The sequence below is a fragment of the Roseateles sp. YR242 genome (genome assembly GCF_900109745.1).
GTDB lineage: Bacteria > Pseudomonadota > Gammaproteobacteria > Burkholderiales > Burkholderiaceae_C > Roseateles.
Genome location: NZ_FOAV01000002.1, coordinates 1 through 21,577, shown reverse-complemented (window position 1 = coordinate 21,577; position 21,577 = coordinate 1). Strand labels below are relative to the sequence as shown.

The window sequence follows — 21,577 nt, the reverse complement described above, 5'->3', positions numbered from 1 at the left end:
AGGGCCGCTGTGAGAGGAGACACCATGAAGCACGACGTTTTTGAACTGCGGCCAGGCCGCACGCCGCTGTTGATCAGCATGCCGCATGTGGGGCGCGAGATCCCGGCCGACCAGCATGAACGTTATGTGGACCGCGCCCTGGGCAGCGAAGACACGGACTGGCATCTGGAAGGCCTGTACGCGCCGATTGCCAAGCAATTGGGGGCCGGGCTGCTGATCCCGCGTTATTCGCGCTACCTGATCGACCTCAACCGCCCGCCGGAGGACACACCGATGTACCCGGGCGCGTCCAACACCGAGCTGTGCCCCACGCGTTTCTTCACGGGCGAGCCGCTCTACAAGGAAGGCCGCGCGCCGGATGCCGACGAGAAGCAGCGGCGCATCCAGACCTACTGGGCACCTTATCACCAGGCGCTGCAGGGCGAACTGCAGCGGCTGCGGCAGACCCATGGCCAGGCGCTGCTGTTCGAGGCTCACAGCATCCGCTCGCAACTGCCGTGGCTGTTCGAGGGGCAGTTGCCCGACCTGAACCTGGGCACAGTGGAGGGCCAATCCTGCAAGCAGGTCACCCGGGAGGCGATGGAGATCGTTCTGAACGCGCAGCAGGACTTCAGCTGGGTGGTGGATGGTCGCTTCAAGGGGGGCTACATCACGCGCCAGTATGGGCGGCCGGCGCTGGGGCAGCAGGTGGTGCAGATGGAGATGTGCTACCGCTGCTACATGGTGGAAGGAGACCTGGGCTACACCGGCTACTCGCTGGACGACGCCTGCATGGCCCGTGTGCGCCCGGTGCTGACGATGCTGCTGCAGGCCTATTTGCTGGCCAATCCGTCGCGGTCCACGGGTACGGCGCAGGCATGAGCGCAGGGTCTTTGTTCCATGCACCTCTGGCCTGGCTGGACGGCCGGTGGCAGCCCGATGTGCTGCTGCACGTGGGCCCCGATGGCCACTGGCTGGATGTCCGCGCCGGCTTGCCCGCGCCAGACGCAGCGCAGCGCCTGCCCGGGCCGGTGCTGCCCAGCCTGGTCAACGCGCACAGCCATGCCTTCCAGCGCGCCTTTGCCGGCCTGGCGGAGCAGCGAGCCCGGGACAGTGACGACTTCTGGTCCTGGCGCGAGCGCATGTACGGTGTGGCCCTTCGCATCACGCCCGACCAACTGCGCGCCATCGCGGCGCAGCTCTACACGGAGCTGCTGGCGGGGGGCTACACGCAGGTGTGCGAATTCCACTACCTGCAGCATCGGGAAGACGGCCAGGCCTACGACGACGAACTGGCCATGTGCTGGGCGCTGGCGGATGCCGCGCGTGAGGCGGGCATCGGCCTGACCTTGCTGCCGGTGCTGTATGCCCATGCCGGTTTTGGCGAAACCGGGCTGCGGGAGACGCAGCGCCGTTTCCGCACCGATGCCGGCTGGGTCTGGCGCGCTTGTCAGCGCATCAACGCCGCAGGGCTGCCGCTGGTCTCGGCCGGCGTGGCCCTGCACTCCCTGCGGGCGGCGCATCCGGAAGACATCCAGGAACTGCAGCGCCTGGTCGGCGCCACGGCGGTCCCGATTCACATCCATGTGGCGGAACAGCAGCAGGAGGTGAGGGACTGTGTGGCCGCCACCGGCCACCGGCCCTTGGCGGTCACGGCGGATTACGGATTGGATGCCCGCTGGCAACTGGTTCATGCGACCCACAGCACCCGGGGCGAAATCGACCGAGTGGCCGCCAGCGGCGCGGGCGTGGTGATCTGCCCGGGAACCGAGGCGAATCTGGGCGACGGCCTGGCCGATCTGGAAGGCTGGTTGGCGGCGGGTGTGCCGATGACGGTGGGTTCGGACAGCCAGGTCTCGCGTGGCTGGGTGGAGGAACTGCGCTGGCTGGAGTATGGCCAGCGCTTGGGACAGCAGCGCCGCAATGTGGCGGCGGCACCGGGCCGCCAGCCGAGTACGGCGGCACGGCTGTTCGAGGCTTGCCTGCAGGGCAGCGCGGGCGCAGCGGGCTTGTCCAGCTGGGGTTTGACCCCGGGCGCGCGCGCCGACTTCCTTGTGCTGGATCCGGACGCCTGTGGCCTGGCCGGTATGCCGGCGGCCACACTACTGGACGGCCTGGTCTTCGCCAGCCAGGGCCTGCCCTGGCAAGCTGTCTTCGTGGCAGGGCAGCCACGAGCGTTGCGAGATGACGCCCGGCTGCGGCGCTATGCGGGTGTGATGGCGGAATGCTGGGGTGATTGACCGCTGGTATCCGGATCAAACCTCGCGCCAGTACAAGTACGAGGTGGATGGCAAGCCCTGGCTGATCAGCGCCTTGATTGATGAGTCCGGGGCGACCTACGGTCGCTATGGCTACGACAGTGCTGGGCGAGCGATCTCGACCAGGACCGGAAGCAACGGCGAGCAGTGGTCCGTGGAGTGGACGCAGCCCCCCGCTGTGACGGCGGTAGACACCCTTACCAGCAGCGGTTTCTATCGAGCTTTGTCGTATACCCAGCCGACGGTCGCTCAGCTTCATGGACCTGACGGGTATGAAGAGACCTTGAGCAGCGCCCAGCTGGAAGGTGCGACCTTCATGGCAAGCCGTGTGCAGCCGTCGGGTTCCGGTTCTTCGCCGGCCACGTGGCAATACGACCGGGATGGGGAAGGCAACATCACCCGCCGCGTGGATGCCAACGGTCTGCAGTCCTGCCACGCCTTTGTGAGTGGCCGCAAGGCTGAGTCTTCCCGAGTCGAAGGACTCGCCAGTGGCGCTACATGCAGCACGGTTCTCGCCGCCAATGCGGTGATGCCGGCAGGTGCTCGCAAGGTCAGTTCCTTGTGGCACCCGGTCTGGCGCAAGCAGGTCCGCACTGCCGAGCCCAATCGCATCACCACCCTGGTCTACAACGGCCAGCCGGATCCTACCAATGGCAATGCGGTGGCGAGTTGCGCGCCTTCGACGGCCAAGCTGCCGGACAACACCTTGATTGTTGTGTTGTGCAAGAGTGTGGAGCAGGCCACCACGGATGCGACTGGCGCTCTGGGCTTCAATGCGGTCGCGCAGGCAGGCGTGGCCGCCCGCACGACCAGTTGGACCTATGACGCCCAAGGCCATGTGCTGACGGAGACTGACCCGCTGGGCAAGGTCACCACCAACGAGTACTACACCGACACCACGGCTGACCATTGGCTGGGTGACCTCAAGAGCAGCACCAATGCTGCGGGGCATGTCACCAACTACCTGCGCTACAACGCGTTTGGACAGGTGCTGGAAGTGGTGGACCCGAACGGTATCAATACGGTCTACACCTATGACGCCCGTTCCCGGGTGACTTCAGTGACACAGGGTGGTGAAGTTACTGGCTACACGTATTGGCCCACCGGGTTCGTCAAGCAGGTGACTCAGCCGGATGGCACCGCCGTGGCCTACGACTACGACGATGCCCACCGCCTGGTGGCCGTGGCCGACAACCTGGGCAACCGCATCCAGTACACGCTCGATCAGCGCGGCAATCGCATCAACGAATCCGTGCAAGACCCTGCCGGTACGCTGCAACGCGGCATGGCCCGGGCCTTTGATTCGCTGAGCCGGACACAACAAACGACGGGTGGGGAGTGAAGTTCATGAGAGCACAACAAGCGCGCTTGGCGCGTCGGCGGGAGCGTGTGCTGCAGGCGGCAGCGCTGGCCATCACAGCGCTGGCGGGCGCAGCCCATGCGGCAACATTGCCTCCGCCGCCGGTCTCTCCGGTGCCGGTGACGGACTACGAATATGACGCCAAGGGCAATCTCACCAAGGTGATCAAGGGCAAGGGCGTGACTGGGTTTGGTCTGACCACCCAGAACGCCTATGACCCCCTGGACCGTCTCAAGACTTCCACCAACGCCAAGAACGGCGTGACCTCGCTGGGGTACGACGGGCAGGACAACCTCAATCAGGTCACGGACCCGCGCAGCCTGGTCACTCAGTACCAGCGCACGGGGCTCGGTGATGTCACCCAGCTCAACAGCCCGGATACGGGCATTGCGAACAGCACCTACGATGCTGCCGGCAACTTGCTCACTCGGACGGACAGTCGAGGTGTGTTGGCCACCTACACCTATGACGTTCTCAATCGGCCATCGTCGGTTAGCTATACCCAGGCGGGCCAAGCCACCGTGGGCTACGGCTGGACCTATGACCAGTCCGGTGGCGAGTTTGGGTATGGCGTCGGCCGCCTGACTACCGCGACGTTCCCTGCCGGTAACACGCAGTCCGGGTATGACGCTCATGGGCGGGTGATCACCAGTGTCCAGACCGTCGGCACGGTGGCCCTGACGACGCTCTACACCTACGACGGGGCTGGGCACGTCACCAGCCTCACCTATCCATCCGGCCGCAAACTGGACTTCACCTGGCAGGGTGGCCAACTGACGTACATCGGGCTCACACAGGCCTCGACGCCCATCACGGCGCCGCTGCTGAGCAACATCCAGTGGCAGGCCTTTGGCCCGGCACGTAGTTGGCAAATGGAAATGGCCAACGGGCCCCAGGCCTACGAGCGGGTGTTTGACCAGTACGGCCGGCTGGTGCGGTACCCGTTGAACTCCGTGGTGCGGGACCTGACGTATGACGCGGCCAACCGCATCACCAGCTATTCCCACCTCGATGCTGCCACGGGGCTGGCAACGGCGGCCACCCAAGCGCTGGGCCAGAGCTTCGGGTACGACGAGCTGGGTCGCCTGACCACCGTCAGCACGGCGTCGCAAAGCTGGTCCATCAGCTATGACGCCAATGGCAACCGGACCAATGTGACGGTGAACGGCTCAAGCCGCGGTTATGCGGTGTCGGCCACGAGCAACCGGCTGGAGCAGATCACCAACCCGGTGCGCAGCTTCGGCTATGACGCGGCGGGCAACACGACGGCCGATTCTTCGCTCTACGCCACGGCCACGTATGCGACGGACAACCGCCTGACGGCCATCACGACGGCCGGTGCGACCACCACCTATGCCTACGATGCGGGTGGACAGCGGGTCAGGAAGACCGCTGCCAGCGCGGCAGCTTCACGGCTGTACGCCTACGACCAGTCAGGTCATCTTCTGGGCGAGTACGACGCCAACGGCACCCCCGTTCAGGAGTTTGTGTGGCTGGGGGACATTCCCGTGGCGGTGCTGGACGGGGCCGCACTGGCGCCGCAGATCCTCTACGTGTATGCCGACCACCTCGGCGCCCCGCGCATCCTGGTCGACACCACAGGCGCCGAGCGCTGGCGCTGGATTTCGGAGCCGTTTGGGTCCACGGCAGCGGACCCTGCGCCGTCGGGCCTGGCGGCGCTGGAGTACAACCTGCGTTTCCCAGGGCAGTACTTCGACAAAGAGACTGGCCTGAACTACAACTATTTCAGGGATTACGACGCAACGACTGGACGATATGTCCAAAGCGATCCCATAGGTTTGAGTGCCGGGAGTTTTTCGACATATACATACGTCTCGAGCGCTCCACTTGCATTTATTGATCCTACAGGCCTCAAAAAGATTATATTGCTACCACTCGATGACCCCAACTATCCTGCAGCACAAAATACCCCTGATGATCCGACTATATGTCTCGTTATTTCGCATGGTAACCCGAATGTTGTAAGAGGTATGGATGCAAAAAAACTGAACAAGGAGCTTGCACGTCAAGGCTGCACTCCTAAGCAACCTGTTGTACTCGATGCATGCCGTACGGGCGAAGGTGAAAATTCGATTGCCGAGCAATTGGCCAAACTACGCCGAGGAGTTGTTCGCGCCCCGGACGACAGAACTTGGACGAGTGAAGGCGGGATGTCTAACCCCATTCCTATGCCTCCACTTAGTTCTGATCAAAGTTCAGTTTTGAATAGGGTTCCGAATGTGTTTAGTCCAGGTTCTTGGCGTGAGTTTGGTCCCAAAGGACCAATTAATTACCCCCAGCCAAACTTTCAACCGGGATATTGAGTATGAGGTTATCTTTATTCTTGTTGTGGGCAGTGATTCTTGTGACGGCATGTTCCAAAGCCAGCACCGATCAGCCAGCTAGCACATTGGAAACCGGACTAGTAGTTACTGAGTCTGAGGCATGTACTAACACAGAAGCGACCGAAACCCTGGCAATCAAGAAGGCGGATGACGGCTACAGCGTGGTCGCTGTTGCTGATCTTGAGTGTGGGCTAGAGCGGCCGAGGCCATTTCTTACGATCACCCTCGACCAAAAAGCTACCCTGGTTTTGGGTCGCGAGCCAGGGAAATCTGCATCCGGATGCGAATGCCGCCGGCGGGTGAAAGTTTCAATTAAGGGGCGGCTGGAGCCAGGGGATGTTCTGTATTTGCTCAATGACTACACAGTTATTGGGCATGTGCTTGTTCCGTAAAGGTGAGACGCCCTATCTCCTGCGTGTCCAGATGAACTATCTGGAATTCAATGGGTGGCTGCTGACTCCCGCCCGCACTTTCCCTCCGGACCAGTCATTGTCATAAATATAAAATTTGGTTAGCACACAGTCCGCTTCCGACCACAGCGCCACTTTTCCCTCCCCCCCTCTCTCCCCAGGGTTCCGCGCAGGCGCTCTGTTTGCTAGGCTGACCCAGCGGTCAACGAGTCGTTGGGGAAGCCATGTGGTCCTTGCGTAGCTACACCATCCGGGTACGCCTGATGGCGTTGGGTCTGTTGTCGGTGCTGACACTCCTGTTGATTGGCGGCGACGGTCTATGGGCCATGGCCAGCACCAAGAAAGACTTTCAGCGCTACGTCAGCCAGGACGTGGAATCCCTCGCAGAGCTCTCCGATGTCCGCGCCGGCGTGGGCAACCTGCGGCGCTATGAGAAGGACATGCTCATCAACATGGGTGAGCAGCAGGCGGTGAAGCGTTACCAGCAGGAATGGCTCTCCGCCTATGACCGCACCGTCAAGGGCCTGGACGGGATTGCCGCGCTCGACATCGATCCCCGCATCAAGTCGATGCCACCGGCCATGAAGGACAGCCTGGCCCGCTACAAGTCGGGGCTGGAAGGCGTCGTCGCGCGCATCCTCAACGACGACTTCACCGATTCTGCAGAAGCCAATCGCGCCGCCGAGCCCATCAAGGGGCCCGTGCGGGAGATGGATGAGCAACTCTCCAAGATGACGCAGGCGATCCTGCAGCGCGGTGCAGCAGAGGTGGAGCGCATCAACACCGAAGAGCGCCGCGTGCGGCTGGCACTGATGGCCGTCATGCTGCTGGGCGCCTTGGGCATCGGCGCTTTCACCTTCTTCAACATCAGCTCCATCCTCTCGCCGCTGTCCCAGGCCGTGCACACCACCGAACGCATCGCCAAGCAGGACCTCAGCGAGCACCTGGTGGTGCAGGGCGATGATGAGACCGCCGCGATGATGCGCGGCGTGCAGGGCATGCAGTCTTCCATTCGCGAGGTGGTGACCGGCGTGCGCAGCGCCACCGACAGCATTGCCACCGCCTCTCGCGAAGTGGCCGCAGGCGCGCAGGACCTCAGCAACCGCACCGAACAGACCGCCTCCAATCTGGAGGAGACCGCCTCCGCCATGGAGGAACTCACCGTCAGCGTGCAGCAGAACGCCGACTCGGCGCGCCAGGCCAATGCGCTGGCCTCCGAGGCAGCACGCGTGGCCGAGCGCGGGGTGGCCGTGGTGGGCGACGTGGTGCAGACCATGGGCCGCATCAGCGATTCTTCCAACCGCATCGCCGACATCATCGGCACCATTGACGGCATCGCCTTCCAGACCAATATCCTGGCCCTCAACGCGGCAGTGGAAGCGGCGCGCGCGGGTGAGCAGGGGCGCGGCTTTGCCGTCGTGGCCGCCGAGGTGCGCATGCTGGCCAAGCGCAGCGCGGAGGCGGCCAAGGAGATCAAGCAATTGATCCAGGGTAGCGGCGAGGCGGTATCCAGCGGTTCGGCACTGGTGGAGCGTGCGGGCGGGACGATGAGGGAGATCTCCGATTCCATCGGCCGTGTCTCACGCATCGTGGCTGAGATCAGCCACGCCACCACGGAACAGAGCAACGGCATCCACCAGATCGGCTCCGCCATCTCCCAGCTGGACCAGATGACGCAGCAGAACGCTGCGCTGGTGGAAGAGTCCGCAGCGGCGGCGCAGAGCCTGCAGCATCAGGCGGACGCGCTGTCGCAGTCCGTCGCGGTCTTCCGCCTGACGTGAGGCCGGCTCAGTAACCCATGAGATGCACCCGGTTGCGGCCCGCGTGCTTGGCGGCATACAGCGCCTGGTCCGCCGCCTCCACCAACTGATGCGGCCGCTCTGGCGGCTCCCCCGCGCTCAGGCCGATGCTCACCGTCACCGCGAGCCCTGGCGCCAGCTCCTTCCACGTATGGGTGGCAATGGCATTGCGCAACCGCTCGCAGATCTCCTGCGCCTTGGCGGGCTTCACGCCCACGAACACCAGCATGAATTCCTCGCCGCCCACCCGCGCCAGCAGGTCGGCGCTGCGCAGCTGCTTGCGCAGGCACACGGCCACCTGCTGCAGCACCAAATCCCCCACGCCGTGCCCCAGCGTGTCGTTGACGCGCTTGAAATGGTCCACATCCAGCAGTCCCAACGCGATGGGCTTGCGCTCCTGCCGAGCCCGCTCCAGGAGCAGTGGCAAGGCGAACTCGGCGTGGCGGCGATTGTTCAGCGCGGTCAGCGCGTCCTCATGAGCCATGCGGCCCAGTTCGGCGGCCTGGCGCTTGAGCTTGTGCTGCTCCTGCTCGGCCTGCTCTGCGCGCTGGCGCTCACGGCGGGCGTCCTGCAGCGCATGTTCGGCGCGCGCCTGTGCGTGTTCAAACTCCTGGCGGATCAGCATGGCCTCGGTTTGCAGCGCCATGGCATTGCGAGCGGACTGCCGCTCCAGATCCGAGAGCTGTTCATGCGCCGCCAGCGCACGTGCGTAATCACCGCGCGCCTTGCAGGCCTTGTACAGCGCGAGCGAGAGTTGCCGGCGCAGCCGGGCCGCCAGCGGGGATGGGCCGTCGTCGGACAGCAGCGCCTGGATGTCCGCCACCGCCGCCTCCACCTGCGTGGGCCCCCCGCGCAGCCCCAGCAGTGCACGTTGGGCCCGGGCCTGCAGTTCCATGCCGGCATAACCATGCTGCCGGGCCAGGGCATCGTATTCATTGACCAGCGCCAGGGCCCGTTCAGTGGCGCCGCTGCCCAGCAGTTGCTCCACCTGATTGGACAAGGTCACCACGATGATGAAGGTGTTGGGCTCCTCCCGCACCAGCGTGGCGGCCCGGTCGGCATACGGCCCGGCCTGCGACAGGGCTTCCGTGGCGGCATGGCGGTCGCCATTGCGGATGGCCTCCGCATGGGCCTGCAGCCAGAAGTGGGCCAGGTTGTTGAGGCAGGAGAGCAGCAGCTCGGGGTCGTCGTCGGGTCGGGCCTGGGCGATTTCCAGGGCCTGCATCGTGTCCTGGCAGGCCTGATCGGTCTGGTCCATAACGGCATACGCGACGGCCAGCCGGTTCAGGGCCCATGCTTCCCGCACCGGGTCGCTGGCGAGACGGGCGGCGGCCAGGGCCTGCCAGCCGGTCTGCAAGGCGTCGCGGCCCATGAGGAACTGCGAATAGATGAAGCAGAGTTCGGTGAGCGCCTCGGCCAGCCTCGCGTCGAAGCCCTCGCCGGGGGTCTGGCGTGCCAGCGCCACGGCTTCGCTGGCGCGGCGCAGGGCGGCTTGCAAATCACCGTGGCGCGGCAGGATGTGCGCCAGTGCGGTCAGCGCCACCACCCGCTGCGGGTCGTTCACGGCAGCAGCAAGCGCGCGCTCCAGCGCCTGGGTGGCCGCGCCATAGGCGCCGTGACGGCTCAGGTGATGTGCTTGTGCCAGTTCGCGGTCGAACAAGGCGCGCTCCTAACGCGGCCCGATGGGGGCCCTCTGCATAACCCTCGTCCGTCCAGCGGCGATGCCTGCCACGGGGGTTATGCAGAGGTGCCCCAAGCATTGGGCCAGAAGCGTAGGCCGTCAATGCTCGCCGGCCCCATGGCGCAGGGATGCGACAGGTCCGGCCGGGGCAAATGTCTCGAAATGACCCCAGGCGTACCCTGATCCGGGGAGCACGTGCAGAAATCTTGTTGGCCTGTCTTGCGTCCGCAGCAGCCAGGCGTGGAGGCGGACGAAAGAAGACCGTGGTGACGCCGACGATGCCGACGATGCCGACGATGCCGACGATGCCGACGATGCCGACGATGCCGACGACGACCAGGCGTCGCTGGCGGGCCGCCTCCCGGCGGCCCGAAGAACATCAGGTGCGGACCGCCGCCGTTGCCCGGGTGGCGGGCTCGATCACCGCGACGCGGTGGCCACGGGCTGCGTAATAGGTGATGTAGATGTAGCAGACCAGCGGCACCACGAAGGAGGGCATCAGGCCATGTGAGTCCGCCAGGGCACCTTGCACCAGCGGCACCAGCGCACCGCCCACGATGGCCATGCACAGCAGCCCGGAACCTTGTTCGGTCCGCGAGCCCAGGCGCTCCAGCGCCAGGGAGAAGATCGTGGGGAACATGATGGCGTTACACAGGCCGATGGCCAGCAGCGCCCACATCGTCACGTGGCCCCCAGCCAGCATGGCCACGGTCAGCAGCACCACTGCACCCACAGCGCAACCGGTCATGAGGCGTGCGGCGGAGATGCGCTTCATGGCCCAGGCGCCCAGGAAGCGCCCCACCATGGCGCCGCCCCAGTACAAGGCCAGCATGTGGCCGGCATCGCTGCCGGACAGGCCCGCCACATCGGGCGAGCTCATCACGCTCACCAGGAAGCTGCCGATGGACACTTCCGCACCCACGTAGACAAAGATGGCCACCACACCCAGCACCAGGTGCCGGTAACGCCATGCCGGCGGTGCGGTGTCAACCGTCTGGGCGCGCTGGGTCTCGCCGACCTTGGGCAGGCGAACCACCATCAGCACCACAGCGATGGCGAGCAGCGCGGCCGCCAGGCCGAGGTAGGGGACCCGCACCGCCTGGGCGTCCGCGGCCACCGATTCGGCGGCCGTCAGGATCAGCGCGGCGCCGAACAACGGGCCCACGGTGGTGCCCAGGGAGTTGAAGGCCTGTGTCCAGGTGAGCCGGCGGGACGCTTCCTCCTCCGGCCCCAGCAGGGTCACATACGGGTTGGCGGCCACTTGCAGCAGCGTGACACCGCTGGCCAGGACAAACAGCGCTCCCAGGAACCAGCCATAGGTCTGGAAGGTGGCGGCCGGGTAGAACAGCGCGCAACCGATGGCCGCAATCACCAGGCCGATCACCATGCCGCGCTGGTAACCCCAGCGGCGCACGGCCGCACCCGCAGGCAGCGACACCAGGAAATACGCACCGAAGAAGCAGAACTGCACCAGCATGGCCTGCACGTAGTTCAGCGAGAACACGGCCTTGAGGTGGGGAATCAGCACATCGTTCAGCGAGGTGATGAGACCCCAGCCGAAGAAGAGAGCCGTGAGCAGGGGCATGCCGAAGCGTGGCTGCTGGGAAGGATGAGTTGAAGCATTCATGTCCGAGGGCCTGTCGTGAGAGCGGCGTGGAACGTCCTGAAAGGGACAGTGGCGCGTCGGAGCCATGGCAGGGCCATCAGGCGATGCTCGGTTTTGGCTCCTCGGTGGGGACTGGATCCCTCTCAACTTGAACGAAACTTTAAAACAATCTGAATGCAGATTACCTAGGGTTACTACTAAAAGCCCTGCCACAAGGTCGGTCTTGCCCGGCGGGCGACCTCTGATTTAGCTAAAAATCTCTTAAAGAATTAACGTTGTCTTAAAAAGTAAAGAACCGGCAGCGACCTGATTCTTAAGGCCTTGCGGGCATGACGCACCCCTTCGCGTTCCCTTGCGGGCCGTGAAACCGGATGATGGTCAAGCGGGTGAGGCCGGCTGCCACCGCCCGCCGCCAGGAACCGATCAGTTACGCTTCGAGGCTTTCCGCCTACGGCCAACGCACCGAACCATGCCCAGACTCCTGATCGCTGAAGACGATCCCATGCTGACCGACGCCCTTGTCTCGCAGTTCCAGGGCGTGGGGTTTGAGGTCGAGCACGCGCCGAATGGTCCGGTGGCGCAATACCTGCTGACGAAGCAGCCGTTCGATGTCGCCATCCTGGACCTGGGCCTGCCCTATGTGGATGGCATGGACGTCCTGCGCCAGGCTCGCCAGGCGGGCGCCCGGATTCCGGTGCTGATCCTGACCGCGCGCGATCGCGTGGATGACCGGGTGAACGGGCTCAATGCGGGTGCTGACGACTATCTGGTCAAGCCATTCGACTTTCCCGAGCTGCTGGCACGGGTGAACGCGCTGCTGCGCCGTGGGCAGTCCGCCTCGCAGGAGCCCGCGGAATCGGCCGGGCTGGTGCTGGACCGACCGAATCGCCGCGCGTTGCTCAACAGCGAGGTGCTGGACCTGACACAGCGGGAGTGGTGCCTGCTGGAGCTGCTCATCACACGCCGCGACAACGTGGTGACCAAGGAAGAGATCACGACGGCCTGGGGCGGCGGCGGGGAGGGCGGGGCCGACGCCAAGTCCGATGGCAAGTCCGATGGAAAATCGGACGGCAGTGGCTCCATCGAGGTCTATATCCACCGCCTGCGCAAGAAGCTGAACCAGAGTGGCCTCAACATCCGGACCCTGCGTGGGCTCGGCTACCTGCTTGAAACCGACCGCTCGGCCGAGCGGTCCGAGCCCGGCGCACGATGAAGGGAGCGTCCGAAGGGCAGACGCAGCACGGACGGCGGGGCTTGTCCCTGCAGCGCCAGCTGTTCCTGTGGCTCATCGTTCCGCAGATCGTGCTGTGGGCCGCCGCAGGCATCTTCACCTTCAAGCTTGCCCAGTCCTACGCCAACCGCGAAATCGATGCCTCGTTATCGACCGCCACGCGTGCGCTGTCGCGTCGCATCCAGCCGCTGGAATCCGGCCTGCTGATCGACTTCCCGCGGGCCGCTCAGGACATCCTCGAGTCGGATGCGAGCGACCGTCTCATGTACATGGTGAGTTCCCCACCCGGCAAATTCGTCCTGGGCAACCAGCACCTCCCGCCCATCCCATCCACCACCACGCATCAATGGGGCGTGGCCGAGTTCCACGACGGCGAGATGCGGGATGGGGACAAGCGCATCCCCGTGCGCCAGGCCGCCCTCTACGTGCGCATGGGGGGCGGGTTGAACGGGCCGGAGCAGGCCCTGCTGGTGCAGGTGGCCCGCTCGCGCGCCAGCAGCGGAGAACTGGCGCGCGGCATCTTGCTGGACACCGTGTTGCCCCTGTCGCTGCTTGCCGCCTTGCTGACCCTGGTGGTTCGCGTGGGCATCAAGGCCGGGCTGGCGCCGCTCACGACCCTGCGCAAGGAGGTGGATGGCCGTGATCCGGAGGACCTGGCCGCCATTGAGCTGGACATCGCGCCGGTGGAGGTTCGTGGCCTGGCGGAAGCGGTGAATGCGCTGCTGCTGAAGGTGCGCAAGAGCATGGACACGCAGCGGCGTTTCATTGACGACGCCGCGCACCAGTTGCGCACCCCGTTGGCCGGTCTGCGCAGCCAGACCGAACTGGCCCTGCAGGCGGTGCAGGATCCAGAGGTGGTGGCGCGGCTGCAGAAGGTTCACCAGAGTGCCCTGCACAGTGCCCATCTGGTCAGCCAGTTGCTGACGCTGGCGCGCTCGGGGCCGGAAGGCGCCTCGACGCTGCCGCTCGAACAGGTCCAGGTGGCGGCCTTGTGCAAGGCGCTGGCGCTGGAGCTGGTGCCCCGGGCCCTGGCGGCCCACATCGACCTGGGTATCGAGGGCGGCGATGACAACGAGAGCAAAGGCGTGGTCCTCGGCCGGCCCGTGCTGCTGCGTGAGGCGGTGCTCAACCTGCTGGACAACGCCTTCCAGTACGCGGGCGCTGGCGCCACCGTGACCTTGCGTGTGCAGCGCCTGCAAGGGTGGGTGCGCATCCAGGTGGAAGACAATGGGCCAGGCATGTCCGAGGCGGACCGGGAGCGCGCCTTTGAGCGCTTCTACCGGGCCCAGCCCGATGCCAAAGGCTCCGGGCTGGGCCTGGCCATCGTGCGTGAGATCGTGCTCTTGCACGGTGGCACCGTGGCCCTGGCAGCGGCACGGCCCCATGGCACGGTGGTGACCATGGACCTCCCGCTGGCACCGATTTTCAAGGAAACATGAGTTCGCCATCTGTCATCAAGACCCTCGTGGGCGTGGATTTCTCCAGCGCGCCCACCCGCCGAAAACCCATCCGCCTGGCCTTCGGCCAACGGCAAGGCGCCGTGGTCCGCCTGGAAACGCAACGCGGGCTGGAATCCTTGGCGGCCTATGAAGAATGGCTGCGCGAGCCTGTAGTGCCCGGTGGCGGTTGGCTCGGCGGTTTTGATCTGCCGTTCAGCCTTTCGCGCGAGCTGGTAGAGACGCTGGGCTGGCCCACAGCCTGGGCACCGCTGATGGCGCACTACGCCTCGCTGACCCGTGCGGAGATCCGGGAGACCTTCGCGGCCTTCTGCGCCGCGCGCCCGGTGGGAAGCAAGTTTGCTCACCGCGCCTGTGACGGGCCGGCAGGCGCATCGCCCAGCATGAAGTGGGTGAACCCGCCTGTCGCCTACATGATGCATGCCGGTGTGCCACCTCTGGTGGCGGCGGGTGTGAGCCTGCCGGGCCTGCACGCGGGGGATCCGGCGCGGGTGGCGTTGGAGGCCTATCCCGGCCTGCTGGCGCGCGAGCTGATCGGCAACCGCAGCTACAAGAGTGACGACAAGGCGCGCCAGACACCCGAGCGTCTGATCGCTCGCAAGGACATGATCGACGCGCTGGAACAGGGCCGCAGCCGCCTGGGCCTGCGGCTCAAGCTCAGCCATGCTCAGCGGGACGAACTGGCCGATGACGCCAGCGGAGACAAGCTGGATGCCGTGCTGTGCCTGATGCAGGCGGCCTGGGCCTCGACCCAGCCGGACTACGGCATGCCCAAGGATGCGGACCCGCTGGAAGGCTGGATCGTCAGCGCCGCTTGAGCCTGAGCGGTCAGGGCTGCCGCACGACGTTGCGCGGTGCTCCGCGCTGCTGTGCGCTGCTGTGCGCTGCGCTGCGGATATCTGAGCAGGGACAGGTGTTGCGGCCGCGGCGGGCGTCCTTGGGACGACCTAACATGCGGGTCGTATGTCCTGACCGCCTGCCTACAAGGAGACCTCCCCATGGCCGCCTCGCCTGCTTCGCCCGTCACGCCCGCTGCTCCCAAGCCCGCCACGCCTGTCCCGACCACACCCACCGCCAGCCGCCTGCGCATCGCCGTCATGGGTGCGGGCGCCGTGGGTTGCTATTTCGGCGGCGTGATGGCCCGTGCGGGGCATGAGGTCGTGCTGATCGGCCGGCCCCAGCATGTCGCGGCCATCCAGCGCGACGGCCTGCGCATGGAGACGGCCACCTTTGATGAACAGGTGCGCGTGGAGGCCGCCACGGAGGCCTCGGCCGCTCAGGGGGCGGACCTGGTGCTGTTCTGCGTCAAGTCCACCGATACCGCCGACGCCGCCCGCCAGTTGCAGCCCTACCTGGCGGCGGACACCTTGCTGCTGTCGATGCAAAACGGCGTGGACAACGCCGACCGCCTGCGCGAGCTGCTGGTGCAGCCCGTCTCCGCCGCCGTGGTCTACGTGGCCACCGGCATGGTGGGCCCGGGCCATGTGAAGCACTATGGCCGTGGTGAGCTGGTGATCGAGCCCGCCCAGGGGGCGGAGCGCACGGCGCAGGCCTTCATCCATGCCGGTGTGCCCACCGATGTCTCGGAGAACGCGCGGGGCGCATTGTGGGCCAAGCTGCTGATCAACTGCGCCTACAACGCCATGTCCGCCGTCACCCAGCAGTCCTACGGGCAACTCGTGCAAGGGGAGGGCGTGTGGGAGGTGCTGGACGACCTGGTGGCTGAAGGGCTGGCGGTGGCTCGTGCCGACGGCGTGGAGGTGGCGGGGGATGTCCGCGCCGCCGTGCGCAAGATCGCGGAGACCATGCCGGGGCAGGTGTCCTCCACGGCGCAGGATCTCAAGCGCGGCAAACCGACCGAGATCGACCACCTCAACGGCTACCTGGTGCGGCGTGGGCAGCAGCTGGGGGTGGCCACACCAGCCAACCGCGTCATGCATGCGCTGGTGCGGCTGATGCAGTCGCCCGCAGCCAGCGTGTGAACGACCCGTGCTGAAGCGCCTGAAGCGCCTGGACCGTCTGACGGGCCGGACGGGCCGGACGGGCCTGGCGGGCCTGACGAGCGCCGGTTATTTGCCGCCAGTCTTGCGCATCAGCGTGGACTTGCCGAACAGCGATTCGATCAGGTCCACCGCCACCAGCGCCGTCTTGTTGCGCACATCCAGCGCCGGGTTCAGTTCCATCACGTCCAGCGAGCCCAGCCGCCCCGTGTCCGCGATCATTTCCATGCAGAGCTGCGCCTCGCGGTAGGTGGGGCCGCCCGGGATGGTGGTGCCCACGCCGGGGGCCACGTCCGGGTCCAGGAAGTCTACGTCGAAGCTCACATGCAGATGGGTGTTGGCATCCATCGTGGCCAGGGCCAGTTCCATCGTGTGGCGCATGCCCATCTCGTCGATGTAGCGCATGTCGAAAACTTCCAGGCCCACCTCGTGCACAAAGCGCTTTTCGCCGGGGTCCACGCTGCGGATGCCGATCTGGCGGATCCACTTGGGGTCGATGGCCGGCACATGCCCGCCGATCTCGACCAGCTCCTTCGGGCCGTAGCCGCACAGGCAGGCCACCGGCATGCCGTGGATGTTGCCGCTGGGGGTCAGCAGGCTGGTGTTGAAGTCGGCATGCGCATCCAGCCACAGCACGCGGAGCTTCTTGCCGGCGGTTCGGCAGTGGCGCGCCACGGCCGAGATGGAGCCCAGGCCCAGGCAATGGTCGCCACCCAGCAGGATGGGCATGCGGCCGGCGGCGAGCTCGCCGTGAACCGCGTCATGCACGGCCTCATTCCAGGCGGTCACTTCCTCCAGGTGGCGGTAACCGTCCACCGGGTCGGTCCAGGGATTGGACGGGCCCTGCAGGTTGCCACGGTCCAGCACCTCCACGCCGTGGCTGCGCAGGGCCTGCGCCAGGCCGGCCACACGCAGGGCCTCCGGGCCCATGCTGGCGCCGCGGGCACCGGCGCCGACGTCGGTGGGGGCGCCGATCAGGCTGACTTGGTGGGTGCTGCTCATAGTGATCACTCCTGGAGGGAGCCGGTGGTGGCGGGCTGGCCGATGTCGTATTCCTTCTTCAGCAAGGCCCATGCCTCATCGGCGGTTTCAACGTAATGGAAGAGTTGTTCGTCGCCGGGGCTGATCATGCCGGTGTCCAGCAACAGGTCGAAGTCAATCAGGCGCGACCAGAAATCCTTGCCGAACAGCAGAATGGGGCGGCGACGGCACTTGCCGGTCTGAATGAGGGTGAGTGTCTCGAACAGCTCGTCCAGGGTGCCGAAGCCGCCGGGGAACGCCGCCAGCGCCACCGAACGCATCAGGAAATGCATCTTGCGCAGCGCGAAGTAGTGGAAGCGGAAGCACAGTTCCGGCGTGACGTACTGGTTGGGTCGCTGCTCGTGCGGCAGCACGATGTTCAAGCCGATGCTGCGGCCACCGGCCTCGTGGGCACCACGGTTACCGGCTTCCATGATGCCGGGGCCGCCGCCGGTCACCACATACAGCGGGTGGGCGTGGTCGCGGGTGTGTTCGGTGATGAGGTAGGCGAAGCGCCGCGCTTCTTCATAGAAGCCGCTCATCAGCAGGCGCCGTTCGGCGCGTTGCAGGGCCACGTTGTCGTTGGCACCACGGGCGGCGTCCACGGCCGCCTGGGCGGACGCGCGGTCCGGGATGCGGGCGCTGCCGAAGATCACCACGGTGGACTGGATGTCCAGCTCCTGCTGGATCAGCTCCGGTTTGAGCAACTCCAGCTGCATGCGCACCGGGCGCAGTTCCGGGCGAACCAGGAAGTCCGTGTCGGCGAAGGCCAGCCGGAAGGCGTCCGGCGGGTTGTCGTCGAAGGCATTGGCCTGTTGGGCTTCCTCCTGGGCGGTGGGGAAGTTGCGGGCGGTGAGCTTGTCGGTTTTGATCATGATCCGGTGGCCCGAGAGCTTACGGGCGTCTGCACTTAATTTCTGTTCGTCCTGAGGCGGAGCGGGTGCTGGTGCCGTTCTTTTATTGCGCGGTGGACGGGGATGGGGGTGTGGAGGCGGGCGTGGGAGCAGGCGTGGAAGGGGGCAGAGGCACGGGTGCGCCACAGCAGGCGCAGTGCGGATCGCGCATCACCTGCAGATCGGTCCATTCCATGCGCCGGCCGTCCAGCATCAGCAGGCGTCCTGGCAGGGCGCTGCCCATGCCGGCCAGCAGCTTGAGTGCTTCGGCGGCCTGCATGCTGCCGATGATGCCCACCAGGGGGGCCAGCACCCCCATGACGGCGCAGCGCTGCTCCGGCGGCGGCTGGTCCGCCGGGAACACGCAGGCGTAGCAGGGGAAGCGGCCGCCCCGGCTGTCATAGACGCTGAGCTGGGCATCAAAGCCCAACGCCGCGCCCGAGACCAGCGGCTTGCCATGGCGCACGCAGGCCGCATTGACCAGGTGACGGGTCTGAAAGTTGTCGCTGCAGTCAAGCACCACATCGGCCTGGGGCACCAGTTCGTCCAGCAGGGCTGCATCGGCCCGGGCGATCAGCGGCCGTACCCGGGGCTCCGGGTTGATGGCGGCGATGCCGGCGGCGGCTGAGACGGCCTTGGGCTGGTCCAGCCGGTCCAGGCTATGGACGATCTGGCGCTGCAGGTTGGTCAGGTCCACCCGGTCATGGTCGATCAGCGTGATGCGGCCGACGCCGGCCGTGCCCAGGTACAGGGCCACCGGCGAACCCAGGCCACCGGCACCAATCACCAGCGCATGGGCATCCAGCCATCGCTGCTGGCCATCGATGCCGATGTCGTCCAGCAGGATGTGACGCGAATAGCGCAGCAGTTGCTCGTCATTCATGCGGCAAGCATAGCGCCGCCAGACGGACGAAAAAAAAGGCCCCGAAGGGCCTTGTGTCGTTCCGCAGAACTTATTCCTTGGACGTCTTGGCTTCCGCCTTGCGTTCCACCGCCGTCTTGGAGATGGCCACCGGCTTGCCCTTGAGCTGGTTCAGCGCCTGCAGCAACGGGAAGTCTTCCGTGCTGCCGAACTCGGGCAGCGGCTTCAGCGGTTCACCACGCTTGGCATATTCCGCTTCCAGCTTCTGGCGGCGCTCTTCGCGCAGCTTTTCCAGCTCTTTCACGCGGGCGTCGTCAGCCTTTTCGTCAGTGCCGGACAGGTGCTTTTCCAGGTCGGCTTCGCGCATGCGAAGCTCGGCGAAGACATTGCCCTCGGCCGTTTCATCCACCGGCACGTCCGGCACGATGCCCATGGCCTGGATGGAGCGACCGCTGGGGGTGTAGTAGCGGGCGGTGGTGAGCTTCACGGCTGTGTCGGGGCCCAGCTGGCGCACTGTCTGGACCGAGCCCTTGCCGAAGGTCTGGGCGCCCATGATGGTGGCGCGCTTGTGGTCCTGCAGCGCCCCCGCGACGATTTCGCTGGCCGAGGCCGAGCCTTCATTCACCAGCACCACCAGGGGCACGTTTTTCAGCGCGTCCGGCAGCTTGCGTAGCGGGTCTCCGCTGCCACGGCGGGAATAGAACTCCGGGTTGGCCTTGTAGCTGAACTTGGATTCGGCCATCTGGCCGTTGGTGGACACCACTTCCACATCCTTGGGCAGGAAGGCTGCCGAGATGGCGACGGCGCCCTCCAGCAGGCCGCCCGGGTCATTGCGCAGGTCCAGCACAACGCCCTTGATCTTGGGGTCCTGCTTGTACAGGTCGGCCAGCTTCTGGGTGAAGTCATCGACCGTGCGGTCCTGGAACTGGCTCACACGCAGCCAGGCGTAGCCCGGCTCCACCATCTTCGCCCGCACGCTCTGCACGCGGATTTCCTCGCGGGTGATGGTGATGGGGAAGGAGCGGCTTTCCGACTTGCGGAAGATGGTCAGGGAGACCTTGGTATTGGGCTCGCCGCGCATGCGCTTGACGGCCTGGTCCAGGGTCAGCCCCTTGACGGCTGTGTCATCGATCTTGCTGATCAGGTCACCGCTCTTGAGGCCGGCCCGGAAGGCGGGGGAGCCTTCGATGGGCGAGACGATCTTGACCATGCCGTCTTCCATGCCGATCTCGATGCCCACCCCCACGAAGCGGCCGGAGGTGCTTTCGCGGAATTCCTTGAAGCTCTTCTTGTCGAAGAACTGGGAATGCGGGTCCAGCCCGGAGACCATGCCGGAGATGGCGTCGTTGATCAGCTTTTTCTCGTCGACCGGTTCGACATAGTCGGACTTGACGATGCCGAACACCGCGGCCAGTTGCTGCAACTCTTCCAGTGGCAGCGGAGCGGCCGTGCTGCGCGCATTGGCCTGCAGCTGCATCGTGGTCAATACGCCGGCCATCGCTCCCAAAGCGACCCAGCCCGCAACTTTCAGTTTGGCGCCCATGATGCGAAAAATCCTTGTGTGTACAGCTTCGGCTGTTCAAGCGTCCTGCCCGGCGCTCATGCGAGTGGTATAGCGCAATCCGGGCGGCCTGGGCGGATGGGTTCACGATTGCGTCAACGAATCCTCGCTCAGGCGGACTTCAGCCTTGTGCCAGTATAGGCCCGGGGCAAAATCCCGGCCTGGCGTCAAGGGCCGTTTTACCCCCTATTTACGGTTGGCCCCTCGGTTGTTCGCCACTTGTTCTGCCGTGTTCGGGACTAGGGCACCGCTGCATCACTCCTCGCGGCCGATGTGACCCCGCTTCGGGCGGTCCGCGGCGTTGCAAATCCTCGCCATAGCGGCCGCTATGGCTGCGGTTTGCGCCTTGCGTCCCATCCCGAATCAGGGTCACCTTGGCTGGCGGGAGTTATGTAGAGGTTCCCTGGAGCCCCAACGAGGGTGCGACCGGTGGGCGCCCGTTGCGTGCCATGATGGGCGGGAGACAAACTCCAGGAGCTTTTTCATGGCCTTGCCGCATGCTGCACCTGCACAACCGATCGACGTGTCGCCCCTGGGCGCCGCACTGGCCCAGACCCCGTCGTCGGCTTTGTTCAAGTCCAATGGGCTGGAGGTGATGCGGCTGGTGCTGCCGGCCGGCAAGTCACTGCCGCCCCACAAGGTGGACGGCGAGATCACCGTACAGGTGCTGGAAGGTGAGATCGAATTGAGCGTCCAGCGGGACGGCGGCGAAGAACGCCAGCGGCTCGGCGCCGGGCAGCTCTGCTACCTGGAAGGCGGCATCGTGCATGCCGTGACAGGGGTGCAGGATGCCTCCGCCCTGCTGACCATCGTATTGCGTCATCCGGCTTGAGTAGTGCGCTGGGTGCGACGCCCTGAGCCGGAGCCTTGGGCAGGCCGGTTTAGGTACTTGATCAGATCGGCCTGAGAAGCACGCCGCTTGAGGCACAATGGCGCCCGCGTGGCCCTATGGTTCAATGGATAGCACAGCCCCCTCCTAAGGGGCAGATCCAGGTTCGATTCCTGGTGGGGCCACCAGGATGTTGGCCCCCGCTGGCCGCGCCTCGGGCGCGTCCAGCCCGCCCCCCGAGGGGGCAGAAGGGCCGCCTTGGGAGCGGCCCGGCGCCGGCCCTCTG

General features: G+C 65.7%; 16 protein-coding genes and 1 tRNA gene. 11 read left to right on the top strand and 6 right to left on the bottom strand.

Annotated elements, in window-relative coordinates; translation table 11 throughout:
* Nucleotides 1-24: 24 nt before the first annotated feature.
* The 5 genes from hutG (at nucleotide 25) to BMY53_RS26665 (ending at nucleotide 8,133) form a co-directional block, all read left to right on the top strand.
* The gene (gene hutG, locus BMY53_RS03795; protein WP_092943854.1) at nucleotides 25-861 is read left to right on the top strand and encodes an N-formylglutamate deformylase; all 837 of its coding nucleotides are present in this window, start codon (nucleotides 25-27) and stop codon (nucleotides 859-861) included.
* Complete coding sequence (gene hutF / locus BMY53_RS03790) at nucleotides 858-2,219, top strand: formimidoylglutamate deiminase (RefSeq protein ID WP_092943852.1); 1,362 nt, start codon at nucleotides 858-860, stop codon at nucleotides 2,217-2,219. Before hutG ends, hutF begins: the two co-directional genes overlap by 4 nt.
* Nucleotides 2,212-3,579, top strand: coding sequence for an RHS repeat domain-containing protein (locus BMY53_RS03785; protein ID WP_092943850.1), 1,368 nt, complete (start codon nucleotides 2,212-2,214; stop codon nucleotides 3,577-3,579). Before hutF ends, BMY53_RS03785 begins: the two co-directional genes overlap by 8 nt.
* Before the next feature lie 5 nt (nucleotides 3,580-3,584).
* Entirely contained in the window at nucleotides 3,585-5,921 is a 2,337-nt protein-coding gene (locus BMY53_RS03780; protein ID WP_143073909.1) for an RHS repeat domain-containing protein, read from the top strand.
* Nucleotides 5,922-6,576: 655 nt separating this feature from the next.
* The gene (locus BMY53_RS26665) at nucleotides 6,577-8,133 is read left to right on the top strand and encodes a methyl-accepting chemotaxis protein (protein WP_092943846.1); all 1,557 of its coding nucleotides are present in this window, start codon (nucleotides 6,577-6,579) and stop codon (nucleotides 8,131-8,133) included.
* A gap of 7 nt (nucleotides 8,134-8,140) precedes the next feature.
* Here BMY53_RS26665 and BMY53_RS03770 read toward each other — a convergent pair whose 3' ends face one another.
* Together BMY53_RS03770 and BMY53_RS03765 are read right to left on the bottom strand one after the other, a co-directional pair.
* Complete coding sequence (locus tag BMY53_RS03770; protein WP_092943844.1) at nucleotides 8,141-9,811, bottom strand: GGDEF domain-containing protein; 1,671 nt, start codon at nucleotides 9,809-9,811, stop codon at nucleotides 8,141-8,143.
* A gap of 400 nt (nucleotides 9,812-10,211) precedes the next feature.
* Nucleotides 10,212-11,459: a sugar MFS transporter gene (locus BMY53_RS03765; protein WP_092943842.1), complete on the bottom strand. Its 1,248-nt coding sequence runs from the start codon at nucleotides 11,457-11,459 to the stop codon at nucleotides 10,212-10,214.
* Nucleotides 11,460-11,907: 448 nt separating this feature from the next.
* Between BMY53_RS03765 and BMY53_RS03760 the strand changes: the two genes are divergently transcribed.
* The 4 genes from BMY53_RS03760 (at nucleotide 11,908) to BMY53_RS03745 (ending at nucleotide 16,108) form a co-directional block, all read left to right on the top strand.
* Entirely contained in the window at nucleotides 11,908-12,651 is a 744-nt protein-coding gene (locus BMY53_RS03760) for a response regulator transcription factor (protein WP_092943840.1), read from the top strand.
* Complete coding sequence (locus BMY53_RS03755; protein ID WP_092943838.1) at nucleotides 12,648-14,108, top strand: sensor histidine kinase; 1,461 nt, start codon at nucleotides 12,648-12,650, stop codon at nucleotides 14,106-14,108. Before BMY53_RS03760 ends, BMY53_RS03755 begins: the two co-directional genes overlap by 4 nt.
* On the top strand, nucleotides 14,105-14,944 hold the full coding sequence (locus tag BMY53_RS03750; RefSeq protein ID WP_092943836.1) for a DUF429 domain-containing protein: 840 nt from the start codon (nucleotides 14,105-14,107) through the stop codon (nucleotides 14,942-14,944). The genes BMY53_RS03755 and BMY53_RS03750 overlap by 4 nt, the downstream gene beginning before the upstream one ends.
* A gap of 264 nt (nucleotides 14,945-15,208) precedes the next feature.
* Nucleotides 15,209-16,108: a ketopantoate reductase family protein gene (locus BMY53_RS03745; RefSeq protein ID WP_255370065.1), complete on the top strand. Its 900-nt coding sequence runs from the start codon at nucleotides 15,209-15,211 to the stop codon at nucleotides 16,106-16,108.
* 87 nt (nucleotides 16,109-16,195) lie between these two features.
* Here BMY53_RS03745 and rocF read toward each other — a convergent pair whose 3' ends face one another.
* From rocF to BMY53_RS03725, 4 genes are all read right to left on the bottom strand, one after another.
* Nucleotides 16,196-17,128, bottom strand: a complete 933-nt coding sequence (gene rocF, locus BMY53_RS03740; RefSeq protein ID WP_092943832.1) for an arginase — start codon at nucleotides 17,126-17,128, stop codon at nucleotides 16,196-16,198.
* 5 nt (nucleotides 17,129-17,133) lie between these two features.
* On the bottom strand, nucleotides 17,134-18,021 hold the full coding sequence (locus BMY53_RS03735; protein WP_092943830.1) for an LOG family protein: 888 nt from the start codon (nucleotides 18,019-18,021) through the stop codon (nucleotides 17,134-17,136).
* 82 nt (nucleotides 18,022-18,103) lie between these two features.
* On the bottom strand, nucleotides 18,104-18,922 hold the full coding sequence (locus BMY53_RS03730; protein WP_092943828.1) for a HesA/MoeB/ThiF family protein: 819 nt from the start codon (nucleotides 18,920-18,922) through the stop codon (nucleotides 18,104-18,106).
* 70 nt (nucleotides 18,923-18,992) lie between these two features.
* On the bottom strand, nucleotides 18,993-20,444 hold the full coding sequence (locus tag BMY53_RS03725; RefSeq protein WP_092943826.1) for a S41 family peptidase: 1,452 nt from the start codon (nucleotides 20,442-20,444) through the stop codon (nucleotides 18,993-18,995).
* A 502-nt stretch (nucleotides 20,445-20,946) separates the two neighbouring features.
* Between BMY53_RS03725 and BMY53_RS03720 the strand changes: the two genes are divergently transcribed.
* Both BMY53_RS03720 and BMY53_RS03715 read left to right on the top strand, forming a co-directional pair.
* Nucleotides 20,947-21,294 (top strand): cupin domain-containing protein, encoded by a 348-nt coding sequence (locus BMY53_RS03720; protein WP_092943824.1) that lies wholly within the window; start codon nucleotides 20,947-20,949, stop codon nucleotides 21,292-21,294.
* A gap of 110 nt (nucleotides 21,295-21,404) precedes the next feature.
* Nucleotides 21,405-21,479, top strand: a tRNA-Arg gene (locus BMY53_RS03715).
* The last annotated feature ends 98 nt before the right edge of the window (nucleotides 21,480-21,577 follow it).

Bases quoted from the DNA above. Each gene is read 5' to 3' on its own strand.
- hutG (WP_092943854.1), top strand. From the start codon at position 25: ATGAAGCACGACGTTTTTGAACTGCGGCCAGGCCGCACGCCGCTGTTG.
- hutF (WP_092943852.1), top strand. From the start codon at position 858: ATGAGCGCAGGGTCTTTGTTCCATGCACCTCTGGCCTGGCTGGACGGC.
- BMY53_RS03780 (WP_143073909.1), top strand. From the start codon at position 3,585: ATGAGAGCACAACAAGCGCGCTTGGCGCGTCGGCGGGAGCGTGTGCTG.
- BMY53_RS26665 (WP_092943846.1), top strand. From the start codon at position 6,577: ATGTGGTCCTTGCGTAGCTACACCATCCGGGTACGCCTGATGGCGTTG.
- BMY53_RS03765 (WP_092943842.1), bottom strand. From the start codon at position 11,459: ATGAATGCTTCAACTCATCCTTCCCAGCAGCCACGCTTCGGCATGCCC.
- BMY53_RS03760 (WP_092943840.1), top strand. From the start codon at position 11,908: ATGCCCAGACTCCTGATCGCTGAAGACGATCCCATGCTGACCGACGCC.
- BMY53_RS03755 (WP_092943838.1), top strand. From the start codon at position 12,648: ATGAAGGGAGCGTCCGAAGGGCAGACGCAGCACGGACGGCGGGGCTTG.
- BMY53_RS03750 (WP_092943836.1), top strand. From the start codon at position 14,105: ATGAGTTCGCCATCTGTCATCAAGACCCTCGTGGGCGTGGATTTCTCC.
- rocF (WP_092943832.1), bottom strand. From the start codon at position 17,128: ATGAGCAGCACCCACCAAGTCAGCCTGATCGGCGCCCCCACCGACGTC.
- BMY53_RS03735 (WP_092943830.1), bottom strand. From the start codon at position 18,021: ATGATCAAAACCGACAAGCTCACCGCCCGCAACTTCCCCACCGCCCAG.
- BMY53_RS03730 (WP_092943828.1), bottom strand. From the start codon at position 18,922: ATGAATGACGAGCAACTGCTGCGCTATTCGCGTCACATCCTGCTGGAC.
- BMY53_RS03725 (WP_092943826.1), bottom strand. From the start codon at position 20,444: ATGGGCGCCAAACTGAAAGTTGCGGGCTGGGTCGCTTTGGGAGCGATG.
- BMY53_RS03720 (WP_092943824.1), top strand. From the start codon at position 20,947: ATGGCCTTGCCGCATGCTGCACCTGCACAACCGATCGACGTGTCGCCC.